The organism is Klebsiella sp. 54 (assembly GCF_018223875.1).
In the GTDB taxonomy this organism is placed as follows: Bacteria; Pseudomonadota; Gammaproteobacteria; order Enterobacterales; family Enterobacteriaceae; genus Klebsiella; species Klebsiella quasipneumoniae.
Window position 1 is genome coordinate 183,930 of sequence record NZ_JAGRRA010000006.1, and the last position, 22,371, is coordinate 206,300.

A 22,371-nucleotide genomic window follows, 5' to 3' on the forward strand; every position below is an offset into this window, starting at 1 on the left:
CGGCTGGTGCAAAAGGCCTATTTGCCGAGCATGCCTTTGTCTTCGAGGAAGGCAATAATGGTGCTCAGGCCGTCGCCACGCTTCAGGTTGGTGAAGGTCCATGGGCGATCGCCGCGCATACGCTGGGTATCGCTCGCCATCACCTCCAGTGAAGCGCCGACATAGGGGGCAAGGTCGGTTTTATTGATCACCAGAAAATCGGATTTGGTGATCCCCGGTCCGCCTTTGCGCGGGATCTTCTCCCCTTCGGCCACGTCGATAACATAGATGGTCAGATCCGCCAGCTCCGGGCTGAAGGTGGCGCTCAGGTTATCGCCGCCGCTTTCCACGAAGATAAGGTCGAGGTTACCGAACTTTTCACTCAGCGCTTCCACGGCGGCGAGGTTCATCGAGGCATCTTCACGGATCGCCGTGTGCGGGCAGCCGCCGGTTTCCACCCCGACAATGCGTTCAGGCGCCAGCGCGCCCGCTTCAGTGAGGATGCGCTGATCTTCTTTGGTGTAGATGTCGTTGGTGACCACCGCCAGCTGCCAGGTATCGCGCATCGCTTTGCACAGCGCTTCCAGCAGGGCGGTTTTACCGGAGCCGACCGGGCCGCCAACGCCGACGCGCAGCGGGTGTTTATAAGAATTCATGGCTTCTCCTAGGAACGGAATAATCGGGAGTATTGGGTTTCATGCCGGGCAGAGGCGATGGCGGCGAGCGGCGTGGCCGATCCGATATCGCCGTCCGGCGCGGCCAGCGCGCGGGGCATCGCCGCCGCGTAGTGGTCGCAAAGACGTAAAATCAGCTGTTGAGCGGCCTGCTGGCCGAAGGGCACCAGCTTAACGCCGGCCATCACGGCGCTCTCAATCCAGCTGTAGCCCAGGCTTAGGGCCATCTCGGGCAGCGCGATGCGCCAGCGCACGCCGAGCCAGGCCATCCCGGCGAGCTGGCTTTGCTGGCACAGCGTGCGCCACGGCGGTGGACAGTCCGGCTGCCAGTCGCTCAGCAGGCGGGCAAACGCCGCGCCGCGGTTGCGCTCTTCCTCCCGCAGTTCACGGGTCTCCCGGCAGGCCAGCAGATAAGCCGTCCAGCGCCGGGCCGCGGCGATATCGCCTTGTTCGCAGGCGCGGTACAGGCGGGCGAACAGCGGCAGGTCGACGGTAAAAAAGCCTTCCGTCATCTGCCGTCGCTGCCAGCGCTCGAAGGCCGCGACGTCCGGCACCCAGCCGGCTTCCACAGCCCACTCCAGCCCCTGGGACCAGCTGTAACCTCCTACCGGCAGGTTGCTGCTGGCCAGCTGCATCAGCCGCAGGCGTTGTTCCGCTGTCGACATGCTAGTGGCTGTGAGCGTGGTGGTCATGATGAGCATGATGATGACCGTGGCTTTCGCTGGCGTAAGCGCCGGCTTCCGGCTCGAACGGCAGCTGGCCAAAGGTCACCGTCAGGCCGAACTGGCGCAGCATATCGTCCAGCACGTGATCGTGATGGTAGCGCAGCTCGCCCGGCATAATCTGCAGCGGTACGTGACGGTTGCCGAGGTGATAGCAGGCCTTCGCCAGCATAAACGGGTCGTCGCAGCGCACCACCGACACCCCTTCATCAGCGGCAATCACCTGCACAAATTCGGTGCCGTCTTCGTTACTTAGCACATCGCCGCCGCGCAGCAGCAGGCCGCGGGGCAGCAGCAGACCGGCTTCCCGGCCATCGTTGAGGGTAACTTTTACCCGGCTTTTGACGCGAACATCAATCGGCAGCGTAACGCTGGCGGTCGCGGCGGCGGGGGTCTCCAGACGTTGAGTTAAATAAAGCATCCGCACTCCTTAAAACAGAAAATAACGTTGCGCCATCGGCAGAACCTCTGCCGGCTCGCTGGTGATAAGTTCGCCATCCACCCGCACCTCATAGGTCTGCGCGTCGACGGTGATGTTAGGCTGCAGGCTGTTGTGCACCATGTCGGCTTTCTGCACCGTGCGGCAGCCTTTCACCACGGCAATCGCGCTGCGCAGGTTCAGCCGCTCGGCTACGCCATGGTCCGCCGCTGCCTGCGACAGGAAGGTGAGGCGGCAGTGATGGCGGGCGCTGCCCAGCGCGCCAAACATCGGACGGTAGTGTACCGGCTGCGGGGTCGGAATAGAGGCATTGATATCGCCCATCGGCGCGATGGCGATCATGCCGCCTTTGATCACGGTGGCCGGTTTCACGCCGAAGAAGGCAGGCGACCAGACCACCAGGTCCGCCAGCTTACCCACCTCAATGGAGCCGACTTCGTGCGCGATGCCGTGGGTCAGCGCCGGGTTGATGGTGTATTTGGCGATGTAGCGCTTCACGCGGAAGTTGTCGTTATCCCCGGTCTCCTCCGCCAGCGCGCCGCGCTGCACCTTCATGCGGTGCGCCACCTGCCAGGTGCGGAGAACCACTTCTCCGACGCGGCCCATGGCCTGCGAATCGGAGGAGGTGAGCGAGAAGGCGCCAAGGTCGTGCAGCACGTCTTCTGCGGCGATGGTTTCCCGGCGAATGCGCGACTCGGCAAAGGCCACGTCCTCGGCAATGTCCGGGTCCAGATGGTGGCAGACCATCAGCATATCGAGATGTTCGTCGATGGTGTTGAGGGTGTAGGGCAGCGTTGGGTTGGTGGAGGACGGCAAAATGTTCGGGTGGGCGCAGGCGGTGATGATGTCCGGCGCATGGCCGCCGCCGGCTCCTTCGGTATGGAAGGTGTGAATGGTGCGCCCGCCGATGGCGGCAAGGGTATCTTCCACAAAACCGGACTCATTGAGGGTGTCGCTGTGCAGGGCGACCTGAATATCCATCTCATCGGCGACGGTTAATGCGCAGTCGATCGCCGCCGGGGTGGCGCCCCAGTCCTCATGGATCTTCAGGCCAATAACGCCCGCCGCCACCTGCTCGCGTAGAGCGTCCGGCTGAGAAACGTTGCCCTTGCCCAACAGGCCGATATTAACCGGCAGGCTGTCGGCAGCCTGCAGCATGCGTGAGATATACCATGGCCCCGGGGTGCCGGTGGTGGCATGGGTACCCGCCGCCGGGCCAGTACCGCCGCCGACCATGGTGGTCACGCCGGAGACCAGCGCCTCTTCCGCCTGCTGCGGACAGATCCAGTGAATATGGGTATCGATCCCGCCGGCGGTGACGATTTTTCCTTCGGCGGCAATCACTTCCGTCGCGGCGCCGATGGGGATGGTGACGTTGGGCTGGATGTCGGGGTTGCCGGCTTTGCCGATGGCGAAGATCCGGCCGTCCTTCACGCCGATATCGGCCTTAACGATGCCCCAGTGATCGACGATCAGCGCGTTGGTGAGCACCAGGTCAACACAGTCGGCGGCCAGCATCTGTCCTTGGCCCATCCCGTCGCGGATCACTTTGCCGCCGCCGAATTTGACCTCTTCCCCGTAGGTGGTCAAATCGTCCTCCACCTCGATCCACAGCTCGGTATCGGCCAGGCGCACCTTATCGCCGACGGTGGGGCCGAACATGTCGGCATAGGCCTGGCGTGAAATATTACTCATCGTTTGCCTCCAGTGGGCCCATGACTTCGCCGCGGAAGCCGAAGACGGCGCGGTGACCGGCGAAGGCCACCAGCTCAACCTCGCGTTTCTGGCCAGGTTCAAAGCGTACCGCCGTGCCGGCCGGGATATTCAGGCGATAGCCGGTGGCCTGCTGACGGTCGAACTTCAGCGCCGGGTTGACCTCGGCGAAATGGTAGTGCGAACCGACCTGAATCGGCCGATCGCCGTGGTTTTCAACGACCACGCGACAGGTCGCCCGGCCGGTGTTGAGGGCTATCTGGCCGGGCTTAACGTGATATTCACCAGGGATCATGGCGCTGCCTCAGATAATCGGGTTGTGAACGGTGACCAGCTTCGAGCCGTCCGGGAAGGTGGCTTCGACCTGGATATCCGGGATCATTTCCGGGACGCCTTCCATCACCTGCTCGCGGGTCAGGACGTGACGACCTTCCTCCATTAGCGAGGCCACGCTTTTGCCGTCGCGGGCGCCTTCCATAATAAAGGCGCTGATCAGGGCCACGGATTCCGGATAGTTGAGCTTCAGGCCGCGGGCCAGGCGGCGTTCCGCCACCAGCGCGGCGGTAAACAGCAACAGCTTGTCTTTTTCTCGGGGGGTCAGTTCCATAACGTTCTCTTAAGTCAGCCAGATTCGGGGGAGTACGGGGGACTTGCCGGTGAGATGAGGACGCAGAAACTGCCAGACGTCGCGCATCACCTGCTGGCAAATCAGATTATCGTCACTGAGGAAGCGCACCGTCAGCAGGCGGTCGGTCAGGCTGGCGCCGGCGTAGAGGCCGAGCGGCGCCAGCGCGTCGCGCACCCCGTCGAGCAGGGCATCGGTTGCCGGATAGCACAGCAGCGTGCCGACCCAGGGACGTCCAGCGATGCTGGAGAGCTCTCCCTCCTGCAGGTGCAGGCGCTCGACCAGCAGCGGCTCATTGTCCACCCATACCTCCAGCCGGTTGCTGAGGGTGCCGTGGCTGAAGGTTTCGCCGATCACCGGGCGGCCAAGGCAGAGCAGATCCCAGGCCAGCAGGGTGCTGGAGGCACACAGGTGAAAGGTGGTGGACAGCCGGGCGTTCGCCCCGGGAAAGAAGATGGCATCCTGCGGGAGCCACTCCAGGGTCGCCTGCGGGGCGAGGGTCAACTGCTGGCGCAAAAGCGCTTGCGCGCCGCTGCTGCGGTAAAACTTGCTGGCGCCAGGCATGGTGATCAGGGTATGGCAGCCGGGATCAAGGTGGGCGCTAATCGTCAGTTCATCACCGCCGACGATGCCGCCGGGGGGGTGAAGCAGATAGAGGTGACAGGTCTCTTCTTCCGGGTAAAACGGGCGCTGGACGGTCAGCGGGCCGACGTGTTGGGCGCTGGCGAGAACGGTCTTGCCGCCGGCCTGCTGAAAGCGCAGATCCAGCGTGGCCTGCCAGCCTTTTTTGAGTGGTGGTAACACGGTGCCGTGCAATGTTGCGCCCCTGCAAAATCAAGATAAAACAGCAGCAATGAGTATTGATCGGCGGGAGATTATCCCGGTCATACGAAACGCTTATGTCATCTGTTACCCGCAGCGTCGCATTGGGCGCGAGGGGAAAGCGGCATAACCGCTCCGGATTATTCACCCGGATAATCATTGCCGTCAATATCCTGATCCGCTGCCTGGCCGCGGCGGAAAAGGCGCCAGCGGGGGGGACGCCGCGCCGCTGGTCGCTGGCGTGATTTTTGCTGTGGGTCACCGCTAACGCATTGTTACAAAAGAGGGATGTGGTGAAGATCGCCAATCATGACGACGTAAGGCGAAAAGGCGGGTGAGACAGGTAAATAGAAGCGGGGATCCCTCCGGCTGGCGGGGCCGGGAGGGGAGATTACTTCTCTTCTGGCGTTTTTTTCTTCTTCACACGCGTCCAGATTTTGCTCTCCTGGCGGCGCCACAGACGCTGAATGTTGTCGTGATGGCGCAGGAGGATCAGGCAGGAGAGCATCGACACCGGGAAGGTGTACTGCGGTTTAAACCACCAGACGTAGAACGGAGCGATCAGCGCGCTGACGATAGCGCCAAGGGAAGAGTAACCGCTGAGCAGGATGGTCAGCAGCCAGGTCCCGGCCATCACGCCGGTCAGGTCGAGGCCGATGGGGGCGATAGCGCCGAAGGCCGTGGCGACGCCTTTACCGCCGCGGAAATGAAAGAAAACTGGCCAGATATGGCCCACGCAGGCGGCAATCGCCACTAAACCCAGCCAGAACGGCGTCAGGCCCAGCGCCCAGGCGCCCCATACCGGCAGCATGCCCTTCAGCACATCAAAAATAAGTACCGCTACGGCCGCCCCTTTTCCGCCAATTCGTAGTACGTTAGTGGCCCCGGGGTTGCCTGAGCCGCTGTCGCGTGGGTCGGGCAGGCCAGCAAGGCGACATACCAGAATGGCGCTGGAAATGGAGCCGCAGAGGTAGGCGAGGAGTACCAGTCCAGGCGCGATTGCACTCATAACGCTGTTCCGTTTTGAAAATGTCGTTGTATTCTCTGCATCTGTGGATAATACGCATAATTCGCCGGAAGTGGTATCCGGTTTAGCTAAAAAGCAGGCAGGGCGTGATGGATATTGTATTTATAGAGCAACTTTCGGTAATCACCACCATTGGTGTTTATGACTGGGAACAAACCATTGAGCAGAAGCTGGTGTTCGATATCGAAATTGCATGGGATAACCGCAAGGCGGCCGCCAGCGATGATGTCAGCGATTGCCTCAGCTATGCTGATATCAGCGAGCGCGTCATCGCGCATGTTGAGGGGGGAAAATTCGCGTTAGTGGAGCGTGTGGCGGAAGAGGTGGCCGACCTGCTGCTGGAGACATTCCAGTCGCCATGGGTGCGCATTAAAGTCAGCAAACCTGGCGCCGTGGCTCGCGCGGCAAACGTCGGGGTGATTATTGAACGTGGCCTTAATCTGAAACAAAACTTTTCAGGTCATACTTGTTAAACAAATTGCGTTTATACCGGTCATAGCATCCGGTCATCAGGCAATTTTACTGGCGATCTTCTACCAGAACGGCAGGCGAATCCTTGTGTACGCCGTGTATGCTGCGGATTGCGCGCCCTCTGGCAGTCGGGTTGTGCCTGTTGAACGATACCGTGTTCCTGGTTTTTTTCATTTTACTTTTTTAAAGGGTTTAATTGGATGAGCGATATACACTCGCTGCTGGTGGCGGCAATATTGGGTGTGGTTGAGGGGTTGACAGAGTTTTTACCTGTTTCCAGTACCGGTCATATGATTATTGTTGGTCACCTGCTGGGGTTTGAAGGTGATACGGCAAATACCTTTGAAGTGGTTATTCAGCTAGGCTCGATACTCGCCGTGGTGGTCATGTTCTGGCGTCGCCTGTTCGGCCTGATCGGCATCCATTTCGGCAGGCCGCCGGAGCACGAAGGTAAAGGCAGCGGTCGCTTGTCGCTTATCCATATCCTTCTCGGCATGATCCCCGCGGTGGTGATGGGGCTTATTTTCCACGACACCATTAAATCTTTGTTTAACCCGGTAAACGTGATGTACGCCCTGATTGTCGGCGGTGTGCTGTTAATTGCGGCGGAAGTGCTGAAGCCGAAACAGCCGCGCGCGGTCGGGATTGACGATATGACCTATCGTCAGGCGTTCGTTATCGGCTGCTTCCAGTGCCTGGCGCTGTGGCCGGGCTTCTCCCGCTCAGGGGCGACCATCTCCGGCGGCATGCTGATGGGCGTCAGCCGCTACGCGGCGTCGGAATTCTCATTCCTGCTGGCGGTACCGATGATGATGGGCGCCACGGTGCTGGACGTCTACAAGAGCATCGGCTTCCTCAACATGGGCGATGTCCCGATGTTCGCCGTCGGCTTCGTGATGGCGTTTATCGTGGCGCTGATTGCGATTAAAACCTTCCTGCAGCTGATCAAACGGATCTCGTTCATTCCGTTCGCTATCTACCGCTTTATCGTCGCGGCAGCGGTTTACGTGGTCTTCTTCTAAGGCCTGCGCCCTCAGCCTTGCGGCTGGGGGCAACGCTGTTCCTTCCACTGCGCCACCGCCGCAATTCTCCGCCGCGTCAGCTCCTCGCGAATTTCCGCCCCTTTAAACCCCGCCGCCACCACCTCTTTGGTGGAGACCGACCGCGCCACTTCCCAGGCCTCTAATAGCAGGCGCCCCTGCGGATAATCGCTAGCCTCGAAACCGGTGCGCCCGCGAACGTCGGCTTCGCTGGTGAGGGCGATCTGCTGCACGCGCTGCGGTTTACGCCAGGCGTCAATGCTGTCGAAGAGTTTGACGAGGGTTTTCGGCTGCAGGATCGGTAGGGTGTGGATCAGATCATGATACTCTGCCACCAGTTTCGCGAGATCGCGGATATCGTTCGGCACCCGCAGACGCGCGCAGAGCTGCTCCACCAGCTTGACTCCCGCCGGGCCATGGCCGTGGTGACGCGGCCAGAGCGCTTTCGGCGTCAGCCCTTTGCCGAGGTCATGGCATAGGGTGGCGAAGCGCACATCGACGTCCGGCGACAGCATCGCGGCCATCGTGACGGTCATCAGGGTGTGCAGGCCGGTGTCGATTTCCGGGTGCCATTTGGCCGGGGCCGGCACGCCGTACAGGGCGTCAATCTCCGGGAACAGCACCTTGAGGGCCTGGCAGTCGCGCAGCGTCTGAAAAAAGACCTGCGGGTTGCGGGTGGTCAACGCGCTTTCCGTCTCTTTCCACACCCGCTCCGGCGTTAAATGGGCCAGTTCGCCGGCCTCAACCATGGCGGCCATCAGGGTCTGGGTCTCTTCGGCAATGCGAAAACCGAGATGGGCATAGCGGGCGGCAAAGCGCGCCACGCGCAGCACGCGCAGCGGATCTTCGCTAAAGGCGGGGGAGACATGGCGCAGCAGACGCTGGCGGAGATCGTTTTGTCCGCCGTAGGGGTCGATAATTGCGCCGTCGGCGTCCTGGGCGAGGGCGTTGACCGTCAGGTCACGGCGCAGCAGATCCGCTTCGAGGGTGACGTCCGGGGCGGCATAGCAGGTAAAACCGGTATAGCCTGCGCCGGATTTGCGCTCGGTGCGGGCCAGGGCATACTCTTCCCGGCTTTGCGGATGAAGGAACACGGGAAAGTCGCGGCCTACCTGCTGATAGCCCGCGTCAAGCATCTGTTGCGGGGTGGCGCCCACCACCACCCAGTCTCGGTCTTTGACCGGCAGTCCTAACAGCGCGTCGCGCACCGCACCGCCGACCAGATAACTCTTCACGCCTGATTCTCCCGTATCTGTTTTTTGCAAGATGATACGTAAGTCTGGCAGAGAAGACGAATTAGTTCATCCACCGGTCTTTACGTTTGCGGCTTGGCACCAGATGCGGCAGCACCAGACCCAGCAGCAGACCGACGCCCAACACGCCGCCACCGTACATAAACCACTGCATGATAATGGTGCGCTGTTTGTCATCAAGCTGCAGATTCGCCGCATTCACCTTCTTCTGCGCGACAACCAGCTCATTTTTCAACTTTTGGTTCTCGTCTTTCAGCGCGTTGATCACGCTGTCGCTGCCGGCGACTTTCTTCTGCATATCCGCCGTGCGCTGGTTCCAGGTGGCGTCGATATTATTCAGCTTATCGGTCAGCGTTTTGACCTGGTTTTCCAGATCCGGGACGCGGGTGCGCAGGCTGGGCTCGTTGCTCAGCTCTTTCAGCGGGATCCAGGCAGTACGCCCATTGGCGTCGCGGATCTGCGCGTAACTGGTGCTGTCGTTGGTTTGCAGCACCGCCACTTCTTCCCCGGCGTTGATGGTGCCGACCAGACGATAATTATCGCCCGGGCCGCTGCGAACCCAGGTGTTCAGCTCATCGGAAACGTAGCGCTTTTCTTCTGCGTGAACCGCCGTGGCGGCGCTAAGCGCGAGCAAAGTAAAAGTAATCAGGCGTAATTTTGGCATCAGGTCATCGTTTGGTCATAAAAAGTGGAACGATAGTAGAGGCATCGCCAGAGCGACGCAAAGTTTTCCGCCACAATCGGAATCATCCAGGAGGTGGCCCGGCAAAAAGCGCGTTGCATGGCGATTCGCCGCAAAATACTATCTACTGACAAAAAATATCGTCGTAAGTTCGCCGCAATTTGTCGGCGCAGCACAGAAGCGGAAGAATTCAGTCATGGCTCAAGAAATCGAACTTAAGTTTATCGTCGCTCAGGATGGGGTAGAGACGCTGCGCGAGCAGCTCAATGCGCTCGAGGCGAAACATACGCCCGCGGGCCAGTTGCTGAACATTTATTACGAAACCGCCGATAACTGGCTGCGTCGTCACGACATGGGGCTGCGCATCCGCGGCGATCAGGGGCGTTATGAAATGACGCTGAAAATCGCCGGTCGGGTGGTGGGCGGCCTGCACCAGCGCCCGGAATACAATATTCCCCTGGATAAACCGGAGCTGGCGCTTGAGCGCCTGCCGGCGGAGGTTTGGCCGCAAGGGGAACTTCCGACCGCGCTGGCGGAGCATGTCCAGCCGCTGTTCAGCACCGATTTTGCCCGTGAACGCTGGGTGATCCAGGAAGGAAAGAGTGAGATTGAGATTGCCCTCGATCGCGGCGAAGTGAAGGCGGGCGAGCATCAGGAGCCGATCTGCGAGCTGGAGCTGGAGTTGCTCGCCGGGGAGACCGCCGATCTGCTGCGCTTCGCGCAGCGTTTGCTGGAGAGCGGCGTCCTGCGTCAGGGGAGCCTGAGCAAAGCCGCGCGCGGGTATCATCTGGCGCAAGGCAACAATGAGCGCCCGGTGGCCCGGCTGGCGGTGCTGCCGGTGGCGGCGAAGGCCAGCGTGGAGCAGGGGCTGGAGGCGGCGCTGGAGAGCGCCCTGGCGCACTGGCTGTATCACGATGAGGTCTGGCTGCGCGGCAACGCGAAAGCTAAAGCGGAAATCCTGCTGGCGTTGGCCCGCGTGCGCCATGCCCTCGTGCTGTTCGGCGGCATCGTGCCGCGGAAGGCGACCACCCACCTCCGTGCCTTGCTGAACGACGCCGAAGCCGCGCTGCTGGCCGCGGACACCGCCGAGGAGGCGTTATTCTGCACCGAGGTCGTCGCCGCCAAACTGGCGCTGACCGAATGGCTGGTCCAGCGCGGCTGGCGTCCGTTCCTCAACGAGGCGGGAGAGAAAAAAATAGCCGGATCGTTCAAACGGTTTGCCGATATTAACCTCTCGCGGGTGGCGGCCGAGCTGCGCAGCGCCGTGCAGCATCTGGCGGTTGAAGATGCCGCCGACCAGTTGCCGAAGCTGTCCCGCGATATCGACAGCGTCCAGCTGCTGGCGGGCGCCTATGGCGACGCCGTCGCGCCGTGGCTGGAGAACTGGCAGGAGCTTCAGCGTGCGATAGAGCATGACGACCGCAGCGTCTTTGAATATTTCCGTCGCCAGGCGCTGGCTGCCGAGCCGTTCTGGCTGCATAGTGGAAAACGATAATTACAGGCCAGGGAGCCCCTATGATGCCGCTTTCTTCGCAGTTACAGCAGCACTGGCAGACGGTCGCTGACCGCCTGCCAGCGGATTTTCCCGTCGCCGAACTGAGCCCGCAGGCCCGGTCGGTGATGGCGTTCAGTGATTTTGTCGAACAGAGTGTGATCGCCCAGCCAGGCTGGCTGAACGAGCTTGCGGACTCCTCGCCGGAGGCGGAAGAGTGGCGGCATTACGAGACCTGGCTGCAGGATCGCCTGCAAGCGGTGGCTGACGAAGCGGGGTTGATGCGAGAGCTGCGTCTTTTCCGCCGCCAGATGATGGTCCGCATTGCCTGGGCGCAGGCGCTGTCGCTGGTAAGCGAAGAAGAGACGCTGCAGCAGCTGAGCGTCCTGGCAGAGACCCTGATTGTCGCCGCTCGCGACTGGCTGTATGCCGCCTGCTGTAAGGAGTGGGGAACGCCCTGCAACGCCGAGGGTCAGCCGCAGCCGCTGCTGATCCTCGGGATGGGAAAGCTGGGCGGCGGCGAGCTGAACTTCTCTTCCGATATCGATCTGATTTTTGCCTGGCCTGAGCATGGCGCCACCCGCGGCGGCCGCCGCGAGCTGGATAACGCCCAGTTCTTTACCCGCCTGGGGCAGCGGCTGATCAAGGCGCTCGACCAGCCGACGCAGGACGGCTTTGTCTATCGGGTGGACATGCGCCTGCGACCGTTTGGCGACAGCGGGCCGCTGGTGCTCAGCTTTGCGGCGCTGGAGGATTATTACCAGGAGCAGGGCCGGGACTGGGAACGCTACGCGATGGTGAAAGCGCGGATCATGGGCGATAACGACGACGCCTACGCCAGCGAGCTGCGCGCGATGCTTCGCCCCTTCGTCTTCCGCCGCTATATCGACTTCAGCGTGATCCAGTCGCTGCGTAACATGAAAGGGATGATCGCTCGTGAAGTGCGGCGTCGCGGGCTGAAAGACAACATCAAGCTCGGCGCCGGCGGGATCCGTGAAATTGAGTTTATCGTGCAGGTCTTTCAGCTGATCCGCGGCGGTCGCGAACCTGCGCTGCAGCAGCGGGCGCTGCTGCCGACGCTGGCGGCGATTGATGAGCTGCATCTGCTGCCGGAAGGCGACGCGGCGCTGCTGCGCGCGGCCTATCTGTTCCTGCGCCGGCTGGAAAATCTGCTGCAGAGCATCAACGATGAGCAGACCCAGACTCTGCCGCAGGATGAACTGAACCGCGCCAGGCTGGCGTGGGGGATGCATACTGACGACTGGGAGACGCTGAGTGCGCAGCTGGCGAGCCATATGGCCAGCGTGCGGCGGGTGTTTAATGAGCTGATCGGCGATGATGAGGCTCAGTCGCCGGATGAGCAGCTCGCCGAGTACTGGCGCGAGCTGTGGCAGGATGCGCTGGAAGAAGATGACGCCAGCCCGGCGCTGGCGCATTTAAACGACGCCGACCGCCGCAGCGTGCTGGCGCTGATTGCCGATTTCCGTAAAGAGCTGGATCGGCGCACCATCGGCCCGCGCGGCCGCCAGGTGCTGGATCAACTGATGCCGCATCTGCTGAGCGAAATCTGCTCGCGCGCCGATGCGCCGCTGCCTCTGGTGCGGATCACGCCGCTGTTGACCGGGATCGTCACTCGCACCACCTATCTTGAACTGCTGAGCGAATTCCCCGGCGCGCTGAAGCACCTGATTACGCTCTGCGCCGCGTCGCCGATGGTCGCCAGCCAGCTGGCGCGCCACCCCCTGCTGCTTGATGAGCTGCTGGATCCCAACACCCTCTATCAGCCGACGGCGACCGATGCCTATCGCGATGAGCTGCGTCAGTATCTGCTGCGGGTGCCGGAAGAGGATGAAGAGCAGCAGCTGGAGGCATTGCGCCAGTTCAAGCAGGCGCAGCTGCTGCATATCGCCGCGGCGGATATCGCTGGCACGCTACCGGTGATGAAGGTTAGCGATCACTTAACCTGGCTTGCCGAAGCCATCCTCGACGCGGTGGTGCAGCAGGCATGGGGACAGATGGTGGCCCGCTACGGCCAGCCGACCCATCTGCACGATCGCCAGGGGCGCGGCTTCGCCGTCGTCGGCTACGGCAAGCTCGGCGGCTGGGAGCTGGGCTACAGTTCCGATCTCGACCTGGTGTTCCTCCATGACTGCCCGCCGGAGGTGATGACCGACGGCGAGCGTGAGATCGACGGCCGTCAGTTCTACCTGCGGCTGGCTCAGCGGATCATGCATCTGTTCAGCACCCGCACTTCGTCCGGTATTCTCTACGAAGTTGACGCCCGGCTGCGCCCTTCCGGCGCGGCGGGGATGCTGGTCACCACCGCCGACGCGTTTGCCGACTATCAGCAGAACGAAGCCTGGACATGGGAGCATCAGGCGCTGGTGCGCGCTCGCGTGGTCTATGGCGACCCGGCGCTGCAGGCGCGATTTGACGCCATTCGGCGCGATATTCTGACCACCGTGCGGGATGGCGCGACCCTGCAGACCGAGGTTCGCGAGATGCGTGAGAAGATGCGCGCCCACCTTGGCAACAAACATGCCGATCGTTTTGATATCAAAGCCGATGCCGGTGGGATCACGGATATTGAATTTATTACCCAGTATCTGGTCCTACGCTATGCCAGCGACAAGCCAAAGCTGACCCGCTGGTCTGATAACGTGCGTATTCTCGAGCTGCTGGCACAGAACGACATCATGGACGAGGAGGAAGCGCGAGCTTTAACGCACGCGTACACCACCTTGCGTGATGCGCTCCATCACCTGGCCCTGCAGGAGCTGCCGGGACACGTGGCGCTGGAGGCATTCAGCCGGGAGCGTGAGCAGGTCAGCGCCAGCTGGCAGAAGTGGCTGATGGCTTAACTATAAAATCGGGTGTGCTATTATCGCGCGCAAAGTTTGCGTCTCGCAGGAGAGAGTCATGAAAGTAACGCTGCCGGAGTTTGAACGTGCAGGAGTGTTGGTGGTGGGTGATGTGATGCTGGACCGCTACTGGTACGGCCCCACCAGTCGTATTTCCCCGGAAGCCCCGGTGCCGGTGGTGAAGGTGGAAAATATCGAAGAACGTCCTGGCGGCGCGGCAAACGTAGCGATGAACATCGCCTCCCTGGGGGCAACGTCGCGCCTGGTGGGATTGACCGGGATTGATGACGCCGCTCGCGCGCTGAGCCAGGCGCTGGCCAACGTCAATGTGAAGTGCGACTTCGTCTCCGTCCCGACTCACCCGACCATCACCAAGCTGCGGGTGCTGTCGCGCAACCAGCAGCTGATCCGCCTCGACTTTGAAGAGGGCTTCTCCGGCGTTGATCCGCAGCCGATGCACGAGCGCATTCAGCAGGCGCTGGGCGCCATTGGCGCGCTGGTTCTCTCGGATTACGCCAAAGGGGCGCTGGCCAGCGTCCAGACGATGATCAAGCTCGCCCGTGAAGCAGGCGTGCCGGTACTGATCGATCCGAAAGGCACCGATTTCGAACGCTATCGCGGCGCGACGCTGCTCACCCCGAACCTCTCTGAGTTTGAAGCGGTGGTGGGCAAGTGCCAGGACGAAGCGGAGATCGTTGAGCGCGGCATGAAGCTTATCGCCGAATTCGAACTGTCAGCGCTGCTGGTGACGCGCTCTGAGCAGGGGATGACGCTGCTGCAGCCGGGGCGTCCGCCGCTGCATATGCCGACCCAGGCTCAGGAAGTGTACGATGTCACCGGCGCCGGCGACACGGTGATTGGCGTGCTGGCGGCGACCCTGGCGTCCGGCAACACCCTGGAAGAGGCCTGCTATTTCGCTAACGCCGCGGCGGGCGTGGTGGTCGGTAAGCTGGGGACCTCCACCGTTTCTCCGGTCGAACTGGAAAATGCGGTTCGCGGCCGGGCTGAGACCGGCTTCGGCGTGATGAGCGAAGCGGAACTCAAACAGGCGGTAGCGGCCGCGCGCAAGCGCGGCGAGAAAGTGGTCATGACCAATGGCGTCTTCGACATTCTGCACGCCGGCCATGTCTCCTATCTGGCGAATGCGCGCAAACTGGGCGACCGTCTGATCGTGGCGGTCAACAGCGATGCCTCCACCAAACGACTGAAAGGCGAAACCCGCCCGGTGAACCCGCTGGAGCAGCGGATGATCGTACTGGGGGCGCTGGAGGCGGTCGACTGGGTGGTCTCCTTCGAAGAAGATACACCGCAGCGCCTGATTGCCGGGATCCTGCCGGATCTGCTGGTGAAAGGCGGCGACTACAAACCGGAGCAGATCGCCGGCAGTGAAGAGGTCTGGGCGAACGGTGGCGAAGTGCTGGTGCTCAACTTTGAAGATGGTTGCTCAACCACCAACATTATTAAGAAAATACAAAAAGATAGCGAAAAATAACCGTTTCGTTATTCCCCCGCCATAACGGTGCGGCATCACGGCCTGCGATAGCGATATCGCGGGCCGTTTTTATTTAATGATGTGGAAAATGATTTGGCGCAATAAATAATCATATTAAGCGCATTTTTCGTACAAATGGCGTTAAGGTAAGCGTAAATACTGAAGTGAGTAAAAGGCATATGACTGATCAGAACATCCACCGCTGAAGGAGTATGCGCATGAACCATAACGACATGTATTCAATGAAGAATTTTGATTTTTTGGCACGGAGTTTCGCCAGAATGCACGCCCAGGGCCAGCCAGTTGATCTTCAGGCCATCGTCGGCAATATGGATGAAGAACATCGTGAATGGTTTTGCCAGCGCTATGAACTGTACTGCCGTCAGGTCAACAGCCCGGCGGAAGCCGCACACTAAGCCAACGCAAACGGGCCCCTGAGGGCCCGTTTTTTTACTGCTGCTCTTCGCTACCAGGCGTCGTCGCCGGGCGGTTTTCGAGGTCATTCAGGCGCTGTTCCAGCAGCGCCAGTTTTTCGCGGGTCCGCAGCAGAACCTGAGTCTGCACGTCAAACTCTTCGCGGCTAACCAGGTCCAGACGGGTCAGCTGCGACTGCAGCGCCTGGCGGATTTTCTTTTCAACATCCTCACCCAGATCGCGAAGTCCTTTTGGCATCGACTCATGGACCTGGCGGGCGATTTGTTCAATTTTTTTCGGGTCAATCATGGTGGTTTCCTGCTCGGGTCGGATGATTGATCATTGTAGTGCGAACCAGGCCGCCTATAAACCAGAAATGTTTGAAGCTTATGCATTGCCGAGGATAGTCAATAGCGTTATAGTTATCTCGCTTATTCTCAGGGCGGGGCGAAATTCCCCACCGGCGGTAAATCAACCATGGCGTTGAAAGCCCGCGAGCGCTTCCCGTGACTACGGGAAGGTCAGCAGATCCGGTGTAATTCCGGGGCCGACGGTTAAAGTCCGGATGGGAGAGAGTAACGGCACAGTCGGGCCCAGGCCCGCTCGCGTTGACTTTTGCCGCTAAACCGGCGCTCCTAAGACTGCCCTGATTCTGGTAACCATAATTTTAATGAGGTTTTTTTACCATGAATCAGACGCTCCTTTCTTCTTTTGGTACCGCTTTTGAACGTGTGGAACACGCTTTGGACGCCCTGCGCGAAGGCCGCGGCGTGATGGTGCTTGACGATGAAGACCGTGAAAACGAAGGCGATATGATCTTCGCCGCCGAAACCATGACCGTAGAGCAGATGGCGCTGACCATTCGTCACGGCAGCGGCATTGTGTGCCTGTGCCTGACCGAAGATCGCCGCAAACAGCTGGATCTGCCGATGATGGTGGAGAACAACACCAGCGCCTACGGCACCGGCTTTACCGTCACCATCGAAGCGGCGGAAGGCGTGACCACCGGCGTTTCCGCTGCTGACCGCGTGACCACCGTCCGCGCGGCGATTGCCGACGGCGCGAAACCTTCCGATCTCAACCGTCCTGGCCACGTTTTCCCGCTGCGGGCGCAGCCGGGCGGCGTACTGACCCGCGGCGGCCACACCGAAGCCACTATTGACCTCGTGACCCTCGCTGGCTTCAAACCGGCAGGCGTGCTGTGCGAGCTGACCAATGACGATGGCACCATGGCGCGCGCGCCGGAGTGCATCGCGTTCGCTCAGCAGCACAATATGGCGGTGGTCACGATTGAAGATCTGGTGGCCTATCGTCGCGAACATGAGCGTAAAGCCAGCTAATCAGCGGCTCACAACGCCAGCGAAAACAGCCCGCTTATTAGTGGGCTGTTTTGTTTCTGTGCCTTAACCGATGCCCATCGTCTGGAGCACCACCAGACTCAGCCCCATCACCGACATCCCGCACAGAACGCCATAGCTCGGGTTGCTTTGCGGATCGATCTCTTTCGCCAGCGGCATCAGTTCATCGACCGACAGCGCCACCATAATCCCGGCGACGGCGGCCATGATCGCGCCCATGACCACCGGCGAGACCAGGCTACCCAGAATCAGCCACGCCAGCACGCCGCCCAAAATCTCCGCCATGCCGGAAAGACCGGCCCAGAGCACCGCCTTACTGCGCGATCCGGTGGCGGCATATACCGGCCCGGCAACGGCCAGTCCTTCAGGAATATTGTGCAGGGCGACGGCAAGCGCCACACCCATGCCAAGCTCGAGGTTGTTGCTGGCCGTGACATAGGTGGCGATCCCTTCCGGAAAGTTATGCAGGCTGATACCCAACGTCAGCAGAATGGCGGTGCGGCGTAAATTGCGCGGGCGCGGCGCGGCGGGGGTCATCAAATCCTGCGGGTGGGCATGCGGCAGCAGGCGATCGAGACCAAAGTAGCCCAGCAGGCCGAAAACAAACATTCCGTAGCCGAGCAGCGGCGACATGTCCTCGGCGGCCAGCGCGGCAGGCAGCATTTCCATCAACGAAATCAACAGCATGATCCCGGCGGCAAAGCCGAGGGAGAAGCCCAGCAGGCGGTTAGAGGGTTTCTGGCCAATCACGCCAAAAATGGCGCCTATAAAGGTTGCGCTACCGGCTAACAGCGTCAATATTAAGGGTGATGACATCGCTTCTCTCCCTGCGAAAATAAGTGCATAGGAGTATATTGCCTGAGGATGCGCGTACGGGACAGCTCCCTTTACCGCGAATTACATTCAAATTTTCTGACGATCATCATCATGGTTATCTGAGTTTATCCTGGCGCAAAAGCGCGTAATGTGAGCACATCACATTGACACCCTAAGGATATCATCATGTCCCGTACCCGAATGCCCGCGTTGTTTCTCGGCCATGGCAGCCCAATGAACGTGCTGGAAGACAACCGCTATACCCGCGCCTGGGCTCACCTGGGCGAAACCCTGCCGCGTCCGAAAGCGATCGTGGTGGTCTCTGCGCACTGGTTCACCCGCGGTACGGGCGTGACGGCGATGGAGGCCCCGAAGACCATTCACGACTTTGGCGGTTTCCCGCAGGCGCTGTATGACACCCATTACCCGGCGCCGGGCTCCCCGGCGCTGGCGCAACGGCTGGTGGAGCTGCTCTCGCCGGTGCCGGTCACTCTCGATAAAGAAGCCTGGGGATTTGACCATGGCTCGTGGGGCGTGCTGATCAAGATGTATCCGCAGGCGGATATCCCGATGGTTCAGCTGAGCATCGACAGCACCAAACCGCCGGCCTGGCATCTCGAAATGGGGCGCAAGCTGGCCTCGCTGCGTGATGAAGGGATTATGCTGGTGGCCAGCGGCAACGTGGTGCACAACCTGCGTACCGCCCGCTGGCATGGCGAGAACACGCCGTATCCGTGGGCGGAGTCCTTCAACAACTACGTGAAGGCGAATCTGCAGTGGCAGGGCCCGGACGATCAGCACCCGCTGGTTAACTACCTGGCACACGAAGGGGGCTCGCTCTCCAACCCCACGGCGGAGCATTTCCTGCCGCTGTTATACGTGCTGGGGGCATGGGATGGCGTGGAGGCGATTTCGACCCCGGTCGATGGCATCGAGATGGGTTCGCTGAGTATGCTGTCGGTGGTGGTTGGCGCCTGATAAAAATTGAGCTCCGGCGGCGGTATCGTCGCCGGAGCGCGACATTATTCGACGAAAATGTGCGGATAGAAACGCGACAGATCCTGGGTAATCAGCGCCCGGTCTTCACGAATGCCGATCCCGGCGGGCTGATCGTTGATGAGCCAGCTGCCAATCAGCGTGTAGCTGTCACCAAACTTCGGCAGCGGGTAAAATTCCTGCACGATAGTGCCTTCTTCCCCATACGGACCTTCCACCGACTCCACCACCTTGCCCTGTTCAACGATCGACACGTTGGCGCCTTCGCGGGAGAAGATCGGCTTAATGACGTACTTCTCCATCTCCGGATGGGCATCTTCGCTGAAGTAAGCCGCCAGCAGATTCGGGTGATTGGGGAACATTTCCCACAGCATCGGCAGCAGCGCTTTGTTGGAGATGATGCTCTTCCACGCCGGCTCCAGCCAGCGAACGCCGGCGTCTTCCAGCTTGGTGGAGAACATCTCCCGCAGCATAAACTCCCACGGATAGAGCTTGAACAGGTTGCCAATCACCTGATCCTGGAGATCGGTAAACTGGCCTTTTTCACCCAGCCCAATATCTTCGATGTAGAGGAATTCCGTCGCCAGCCCCGCCTCGGCGGCGCAATCCTGCAGATATTGCACGGTGCCGCGATCTTCAACGGTATCGCGGCAGCAGGCCATATGCAGCAGCTGGAAGCCAAACTGCTCGCGCAGCTCACCGAAGCGATCGATCAGCTTCTCCTGCAGGCTATTGAACTGGTCGCTGCCCGCCGGCAGCTTGCCGGCGTTGAGCTGGTCTTCCAGCCAGATCCACTGGAAGAAGGCCGCTTCATACAGCGAGGTCGGCGTGTCGGCATTGTTCTCCAGCAGCTTCGGCTCGCCGACGCCATCCCAGGCCAGGTCGAGACGTGAGTAGAGTGACGGCTGGTTGGTTTTCCACGACTGGCGCACAAAGCCCCAGGTGTGTTTAGGGATGCGGAATTTGGCCATCAGCTCATCGCTGGCGATCACTTTTTCCACCACCTGAAGACACATCTGATGCAGCTCGGCGGTGACCTCCTCCAGCTTTTCCACCTGGGCGAGGCTCAGCTTGTAATAAGCCTCTTCGCTCCAGTAGGGCTCGCCGTACATGGTGTGGAAGTTGAAGCCGTATTCGGTCGCTTTCTCGCGCCAGTCCGGGCGCTCGGTAATGCTGACTCTTTCCATGTTGCTTAGCCGCCCATTGAGCGAGAAGAAGAGGTTGAGCCTGCGGCGCTACGCTGCATAGTCGACTGCTTCGCCACCGACTCGCCGAAGCCCCCGCGGGTGACGGTCGTGGTGGTTGCCGGTTTCGGCGCCATCGCGGTTTTCGGCACGTTCATGGTGCGGCCCGGCTGGGCGGCGCCATAGCTCTTACCGCTGGCGTCAGTGTACTGACCGTAGGCCGGGCTGGCAGGGTTTTTGGAGCTGAACAGCGGCTGCTGTTGCGCCATGCCGCCGCCCATCAGGCGGCCCATCATGTAGCCGGCCATCAGCGGCATCCAGAAGCTGCCGCTGCTTTGCGCCTGCGCCTGGTTTTCCGGGGCGACGCCCGCCTGGGCAGGCGTTTGCTGGCACTGACCTTCGCCAAACTCGGCGACGCAGTCTTCGCGGGTGGCATATTTCGGCGCGGTGCGCTCTGCCTCTTTCACCGCGTTGGTGTAGGCCGTGGTGCATTCGGCTGCTTTGCCCGGGTTGGCGGCGGAGCAGTCATCGGCGTTCTGGTACAGCGAGACCGTTTCGTCGCTTTTTTCACAACCGGCAAGCATAAAGACCGCGGTGACGGCCAGGGCGACCGGCGTCAGGTGGCGTGCGCTCCAGCTTTTGCGGAACGACGAATGATTAATATTTTTTGTCCGTTTCATATTTGTCTTCCAGGACCCAGTGGTATGGCGTGTGTTAACGCTCAGGATAGAGGATGAGTGGTGGAAAATGAAGCGAAGAGGGGCGCTAAGCGGGGGATCTTTACGTTGCCTTACGTTTAACGCATCGCCTGTCCGACGGACAGGCGATGCGCGTCACAGTATGAAAATTACTGACGGAACGGATTGCTGCCGCTGCTATGGGTCGTCGTCCGTGCGGACGCCGGCTTCATAGCCGCAGTCGTGTTGCCGTAACCATCGGCAGTAGCATCCTGCTGCGGATTTTCCGGCGCGACGCTGTCGGCAGAGGTCGAGATCGGTTTGCCCAAGGTGTTGTTCAGGGCGATCAGATCCTGCTCGTTCAGCGTACCTAACGCCGACTTGATGTTCAGCTCGTTGATCAGGTAGTTGTAGCGCGCATTAGAGAGCTGCTGTTTGGCGTTGTACAGCGTGGTGGTGGCGTCGAGGACGTCAACGATAGTACGGGTACCCACCGAATAGCCAGCTTCCATCGCATCCAGGGAGCTTTGCGCAGAGACCACCGCCTGTTTGTAGGCGTTGATGCTGCTGATAGAGGCATTCACGTTGTTAAACGAAGAACGCACGGTCTGGACCACGCTGCGGTGAGCGCTTTCCAGCTGCTCGCTGGCGCCGACGAAATTGTACTGCGCCTGTTTGACCTGCGAGTTAACCATCCCGCCCTGGTACAGCGGCAGGGAGAAGCTCAGGCCGATTTTATTCTGACCGATATCAGCATCTTGCGAGATGCTTTTTGAGCCGCTGTAGCGGTTGTTGGAAACGCCAGACGAGGCGTTTAAATCCAGGGTCGGCAAATGGCCGTCCTGCGCCTGGCGAATCTGCTCGCGGGCCAGGTCCTGATTCAGACGCGCCTGCAGCAGCGACAGGTTGCGGTTCTCCGCTTCCTTCAGCAGGGCGTTCACCGCCTGCGGTTTGCTGGTTTTGAAGCCGTCTACGTTCAGGGAGGCCAGCTCCGGGTAGTAGTTGCCGGTAACCTGGCGCAGTTCTTCCACGGCGTTGTCGAGATCGTTACGCGCGGTCACTTCGTTCGCCAGCACGGCGTCGTATTGTGAGCGGGCGTTCTGCACGTCGGTGATCGCCACCAGACCGACGTTAAAGCGCTGGGTGGTTTGATCCAACTGACGGTAAATAGCCTGTTTCTGCGCTTCGGTATAAGAGAGCGTATCGATGGCGGCCAGCACTTTGAAATAGGCCGTCGCGGTATTCAGAATCAGCGTTTGCTGATCGGTCTGATACGTGACATCCTGAATGCCTGCCGCTTTTTCCTGCAGCGTCAGGGCGCGCCATTTCGACATATCAAACAGAACCTGCGTTAACTGCAGCGAGCCGCTGGTGACGTTAGAATTCTGGTCTTTATAATCACGGAAGCCGCTGGTATAGGTATAATCCGCTCCCAGCCCGAGCTGAGGCAGTAATGGACTGCGCGCTTCGTTGATCTTTTCGAATGCGGCGTCACGATCGGCTGCCGATTTACGCAGATCGGGGTTGCTGATGCGCGCCTGCTGGTAAACCTGAAGCAGGTTTTCCGCCTGGCTCATGGCGCTGAACCCGGTCAGGCTCAGGCCGATAAGAATGGGGAGCAATTTCTTCATTTG

24 protein-coding genes, 2 pseudogenes and 1 riboswitch are annotated in these 22,371 nt (G+C 60.5%); of the genes and pseudogenes, 9 read left to right on the forward strand and 17 right to left on the reverse strand.

The window, feature by feature from the left end:
* Positions 1 to 17 precede the first annotated feature (17 nt).
* The 7 genes from ureG to KHQ24_RS15720 are packed head-to-tail and all read right to left on the reverse strand — an operon-like array spanning position 18 to position 4,968.
* Positions 18 to 635 carry an urease accessory protein UreG gene (ureG, locus tag KHQ24_RS15690; RefSeq protein ID WP_023291043.1) on the reverse strand — a complete coding sequence of 206 codons (618 nt, stop codon included), beginning with the start codon at positions 633 to 635 and terminating at the stop codon, positions 18 to 20.
* 8 nt (positions 636 to 643) lie between these two features.
* Complete coding sequence (locus KHQ24_RS15695) at positions 644 to 1,318, reverse strand: urease accessory protein UreF (protein WP_017899735.1); 675 nt, start codon at positions 1,316 to 1,318, stop codon at positions 644 to 646.
* Position 1,319: 1 nt separating this feature from the next.
* Entirely contained in the window at positions 1,320 to 1,796 is a 477-nt protein-coding gene (ureE, locus tag KHQ24_RS15700) for an urease accessory protein UreE (RefSeq protein ID WP_017899736.1), read from the reverse strand.
* Positions 1,797 to 1,805: 9 nt separating this feature from the next.
* Entirely contained in the window at positions 1,806 to 3,509 is a 1,704-nt protein-coding gene (gene ureC, locus KHQ24_RS15705; RefSeq protein WP_211777352.1) for an urease subunit alpha, read from the reverse strand.
* Positions 3,502 to 3,822, reverse strand: a complete 321-nt coding sequence (locus KHQ24_RS15710) for an urease subunit beta (protein ID WP_022064951.1) — start codon at positions 3,820 to 3,822, stop codon at positions 3,502 to 3,504. Before KHQ24_RS15710 ends, ureC begins: the two co-directional genes overlap by 8 nt.
* A gap of 9 nt (positions 3,823 to 3,831) precedes the next feature.
* Positions 3,832 to 4,134 (reverse strand): urease subunit gamma, encoded by a 303-nt coding sequence (locus KHQ24_RS15715; RefSeq protein WP_002916871.1) that lies wholly within the window; start codon positions 4,132 to 4,134, stop codon positions 3,832 to 3,834.
* Between the two features lie 9 nt (positions 4,135 to 4,143).
* On the reverse strand, positions 4,144 to 4,968 hold the full coding sequence (locus tag KHQ24_RS15720) for an urease accessory protein UreD (RefSeq protein WP_048325760.1): 825 nt from the start codon (positions 4,966 to 4,968) through the stop codon (positions 4,144 to 4,146).
* Between KHQ24_RS15720 and KHQ24_RS15725 the strand changes: the two genes are divergently transcribed.
* The gene (locus KHQ24_RS15725; protein ID WP_032426100.1) at positions 4,958 to 5,104 is read left to right on the forward strand and encodes a hypothetical protein; all 147 of its coding nucleotides are present in this window, start codon (positions 4,958 to 4,960) and stop codon (positions 5,102 to 5,104) included. The genes KHQ24_RS15720 and KHQ24_RS15725 overlap by 11 nt on opposite strands.
* A gap of 10 nt (positions 5,105 to 5,114) precedes the next feature.
* On the opposite strand, the pseudogene KHQ24_RS24420 reads toward KHQ24_RS15725, so the two are convergent.
* Positions 5,115 to 5,216: pseudogene (locus tag KHQ24_RS24420) on the reverse strand (hypothetical protein); the annotation flags it as partial.
* A gap of 149 nt (positions 5,217 to 5,365) precedes the next feature.
* Entirely contained in the window at positions 5,366 to 5,983 is a 618-nt protein-coding gene (gene plsY / locus KHQ24_RS15735) for a glycerol-3-phosphate 1-O-acyltransferase PlsY (protein WP_004205257.1), read from the reverse strand.
* A gap of 107 nt (positions 5,984 to 6,090) precedes the next feature.
* Here plsY and folB point away from each other — a divergent pair, with 107 nt between their 5' ends.
* Positions 6,091 to 6,474: a bifunctional dihydroneopterin aldolase/7,8-dihydroneopterin epimerase gene (gene folB / locus KHQ24_RS15740; RefSeq protein ID WP_004150923.1), complete on the forward strand. Its 384-nt coding sequence runs from the start codon at positions 6,091 to 6,093 to the stop codon at positions 6,472 to 6,474.
* 198 nt (positions 6,475 to 6,672) lie between these two features.
* A complete protein-coding gene (gene bacA / locus KHQ24_RS15745) occupies positions 6,673 to 7,494 on the forward strand; it encodes an undecaprenyl-diphosphate phosphatase (RefSeq protein WP_004205255.1) in 822 nt (273 codons plus the stop codon).
* 11 nt (positions 7,495 to 7,505) lie between these two features.
* Here bacA and KHQ24_RS15750 read toward each other — a convergent pair whose 3' ends face one another.
* The gene (locus tag KHQ24_RS15750; protein WP_017899740.1) at positions 7,506 to 8,747 is read right to left on the reverse strand and encodes a multifunctional CCA addition/repair protein; all 1,242 of its coding nucleotides are present in this window, start codon (positions 8,745 to 8,747) and stop codon (positions 7,506 to 7,508) included.
* Between the two features lie 61 nt (positions 8,748 to 8,808).
* Entirely contained in the window at positions 8,809 to 9,429 is a 621-nt protein-coding gene (locus tag KHQ24_RS15755) for a TIGR04211 family SH3 domain-containing protein (protein WP_004205252.1), read from the reverse strand.
* 214 nt (positions 9,430 to 9,643) lie between these two features.
* On the opposite strand from KHQ24_RS15755, the gene KHQ24_RS15760 reads away from it, so the two are divergent.
* From KHQ24_RS15760 to hldE, 3 genes are read left to right on the forward strand one after another with little or no spacing between them, the layout of a single operon-like run.
* Positions 9,644 to 10,942 carry an inorganic triphosphatase gene (locus KHQ24_RS15760; protein WP_049115652.1) on the forward strand — a complete coding sequence of 433 codons (1,299 nt, stop codon included), beginning with the start codon at positions 9,644 to 9,646 and terminating at the stop codon, positions 10,940 to 10,942.
* A gap of 20 nt (positions 10,943 to 10,962) precedes the next feature.
* A complete protein-coding gene (glnE, locus tag KHQ24_RS15765) occupies positions 10,963 to 13,800 on the forward strand; it encodes a bifunctional [glutamate--ammonia ligase]-adenylyl-L-tyrosine phosphorylase/[glutamate--ammonia-ligase] adenylyltransferase (RefSeq protein WP_211777353.1) in 2,838 nt (945 codons plus the stop codon).
* 58 nt (positions 13,801 to 13,858) lie between these two features.
* A complete protein-coding gene (hldE, locus tag KHQ24_RS15770; protein ID WP_043520953.1) occupies positions 13,859 to 15,292 on the forward strand; it encodes a bifunctional D-glycero-beta-D-manno-heptose-7-phosphate kinase/D-glycero-beta-D-manno-heptose 1-phosphate adenylyltransferase HldE in 1,434 nt (477 codons plus the stop codon).
* An 80-nt stretch (positions 15,293 to 15,372) separates the two neighbouring features.
* On the opposite strand, the pseudogene KHQ24_RS15775 reads toward hldE, so the two are convergent.
* A pseudogene (locus KHQ24_RS15775) lies at positions 15,373 to 15,519 on the reverse strand (hypothetical protein); the annotation flags it as partial.
* Here KHQ24_RS15775 and glgS point away from each other — a divergent pair.
* Positions 15,511 to 15,708 carry a cell surface composition regulator GlgS gene (glgS, locus tag KHQ24_RS15780; protein ID WP_004205248.1) on the forward strand — a complete coding sequence of 66 codons (198 nt, stop codon included), beginning with the start codon at positions 15,511 to 15,513 and terminating at the stop codon, positions 15,706 to 15,708. The pseudogene KHQ24_RS15775 and the gene glgS overlap by 9 nt on opposite strands.
* 34 nt (positions 15,709 to 15,742) lie before the next feature.
* Here the strand turns inward: glgS and ubiK are convergent, their stop codons facing one another.
* A complete protein-coding gene (gene ubiK, locus KHQ24_RS15785; RefSeq protein WP_004174355.1) occupies positions 15,743 to 16,015 on the reverse strand; it encodes a ubiquinone biosynthesis accessory factor UbiK in 273 nt (90 codons plus the stop codon).
* Positions 16,016 to 16,135: 120 nt separating this feature from the next.
* Positions 16,136 to 16,287: riboswitch (FMN riboswitch) on the forward strand.
* 105 nt (positions 16,288 to 16,392) lie between these two features.
* Between ubiK and ribB the strand changes: the two genes are divergently transcribed.
* Entirely contained in the window at positions 16,393 to 17,046 is a 654-nt protein-coding gene (ribB, locus tag KHQ24_RS15790; protein WP_017899745.1) for a 3,4-dihydroxy-2-butanone-4-phosphate synthase, read from the forward strand.
* Positions 17,047 to 17,109: 63 nt separating this feature from the next.
* On the opposite strand, the gene zupT is transcribed toward ribB, so the two are convergent.
* Complete coding sequence (gene zupT / locus KHQ24_RS15795; RefSeq protein WP_043520952.1) at positions 17,110 to 17,880, reverse strand: zinc transporter ZupT; 771 nt, start codon at positions 17,878 to 17,880, stop codon at positions 17,110 to 17,112.
* A gap of 186 nt (positions 17,881 to 18,066) precedes the next feature.
* Here zupT and ygiD point away from each other — a divergent pair, with 186 nt between their 5' ends.
* Positions 18,067 to 18,858: a 4,5-DOPA dioxygenase extradiol gene (gene ygiD / locus KHQ24_RS15800; RefSeq protein WP_004205244.1), complete on the forward strand. Its 792-nt coding sequence runs from the start codon at positions 18,067 to 18,069 to the stop codon at positions 18,856 to 18,858.
* A 44-nt stretch (positions 18,859 to 18,902) separates the two neighbouring features.
* Here ygiD and KHQ24_RS15805 read toward each other — a convergent pair whose 3' ends face one another.
* The 3 genes from KHQ24_RS15805 to tolC all read right to left on the reverse strand — a co-directional run bounded on the left by KHQ24_RS15805 (position 18,903) and on the right by tolC (position 22,368).
* Positions 18,903 to 20,063 carry a glutathionylspermidine synthase family protein gene (locus KHQ24_RS15805; protein WP_017899748.1) on the reverse strand — a complete coding sequence of 387 codons (1,161 nt, stop codon included), beginning with the start codon at positions 20,061 to 20,063 and terminating at the stop codon, positions 18,903 to 18,905.
* 5 nt (positions 20,064 to 20,068) lie between these two features.
* On the reverse strand, positions 20,069 to 20,740 hold the full coding sequence (locus tag KHQ24_RS15810; protein WP_002916849.1) for a DUF1190 family protein: 672 nt from the start codon (positions 20,738 to 20,740) through the stop codon (positions 20,069 to 20,071).
* 167 nt (positions 20,741 to 20,907) lie between these two features.
* A complete protein-coding gene (gene tolC / locus KHQ24_RS15815; RefSeq protein ID WP_004205242.1) occupies positions 20,908 to 22,368 on the reverse strand; it encodes an outer membrane channel protein TolC in 1,461 nt (486 codons plus the stop codon).
* Positions 22,369 to 22,371 lie beyond the last annotated feature (3 nt).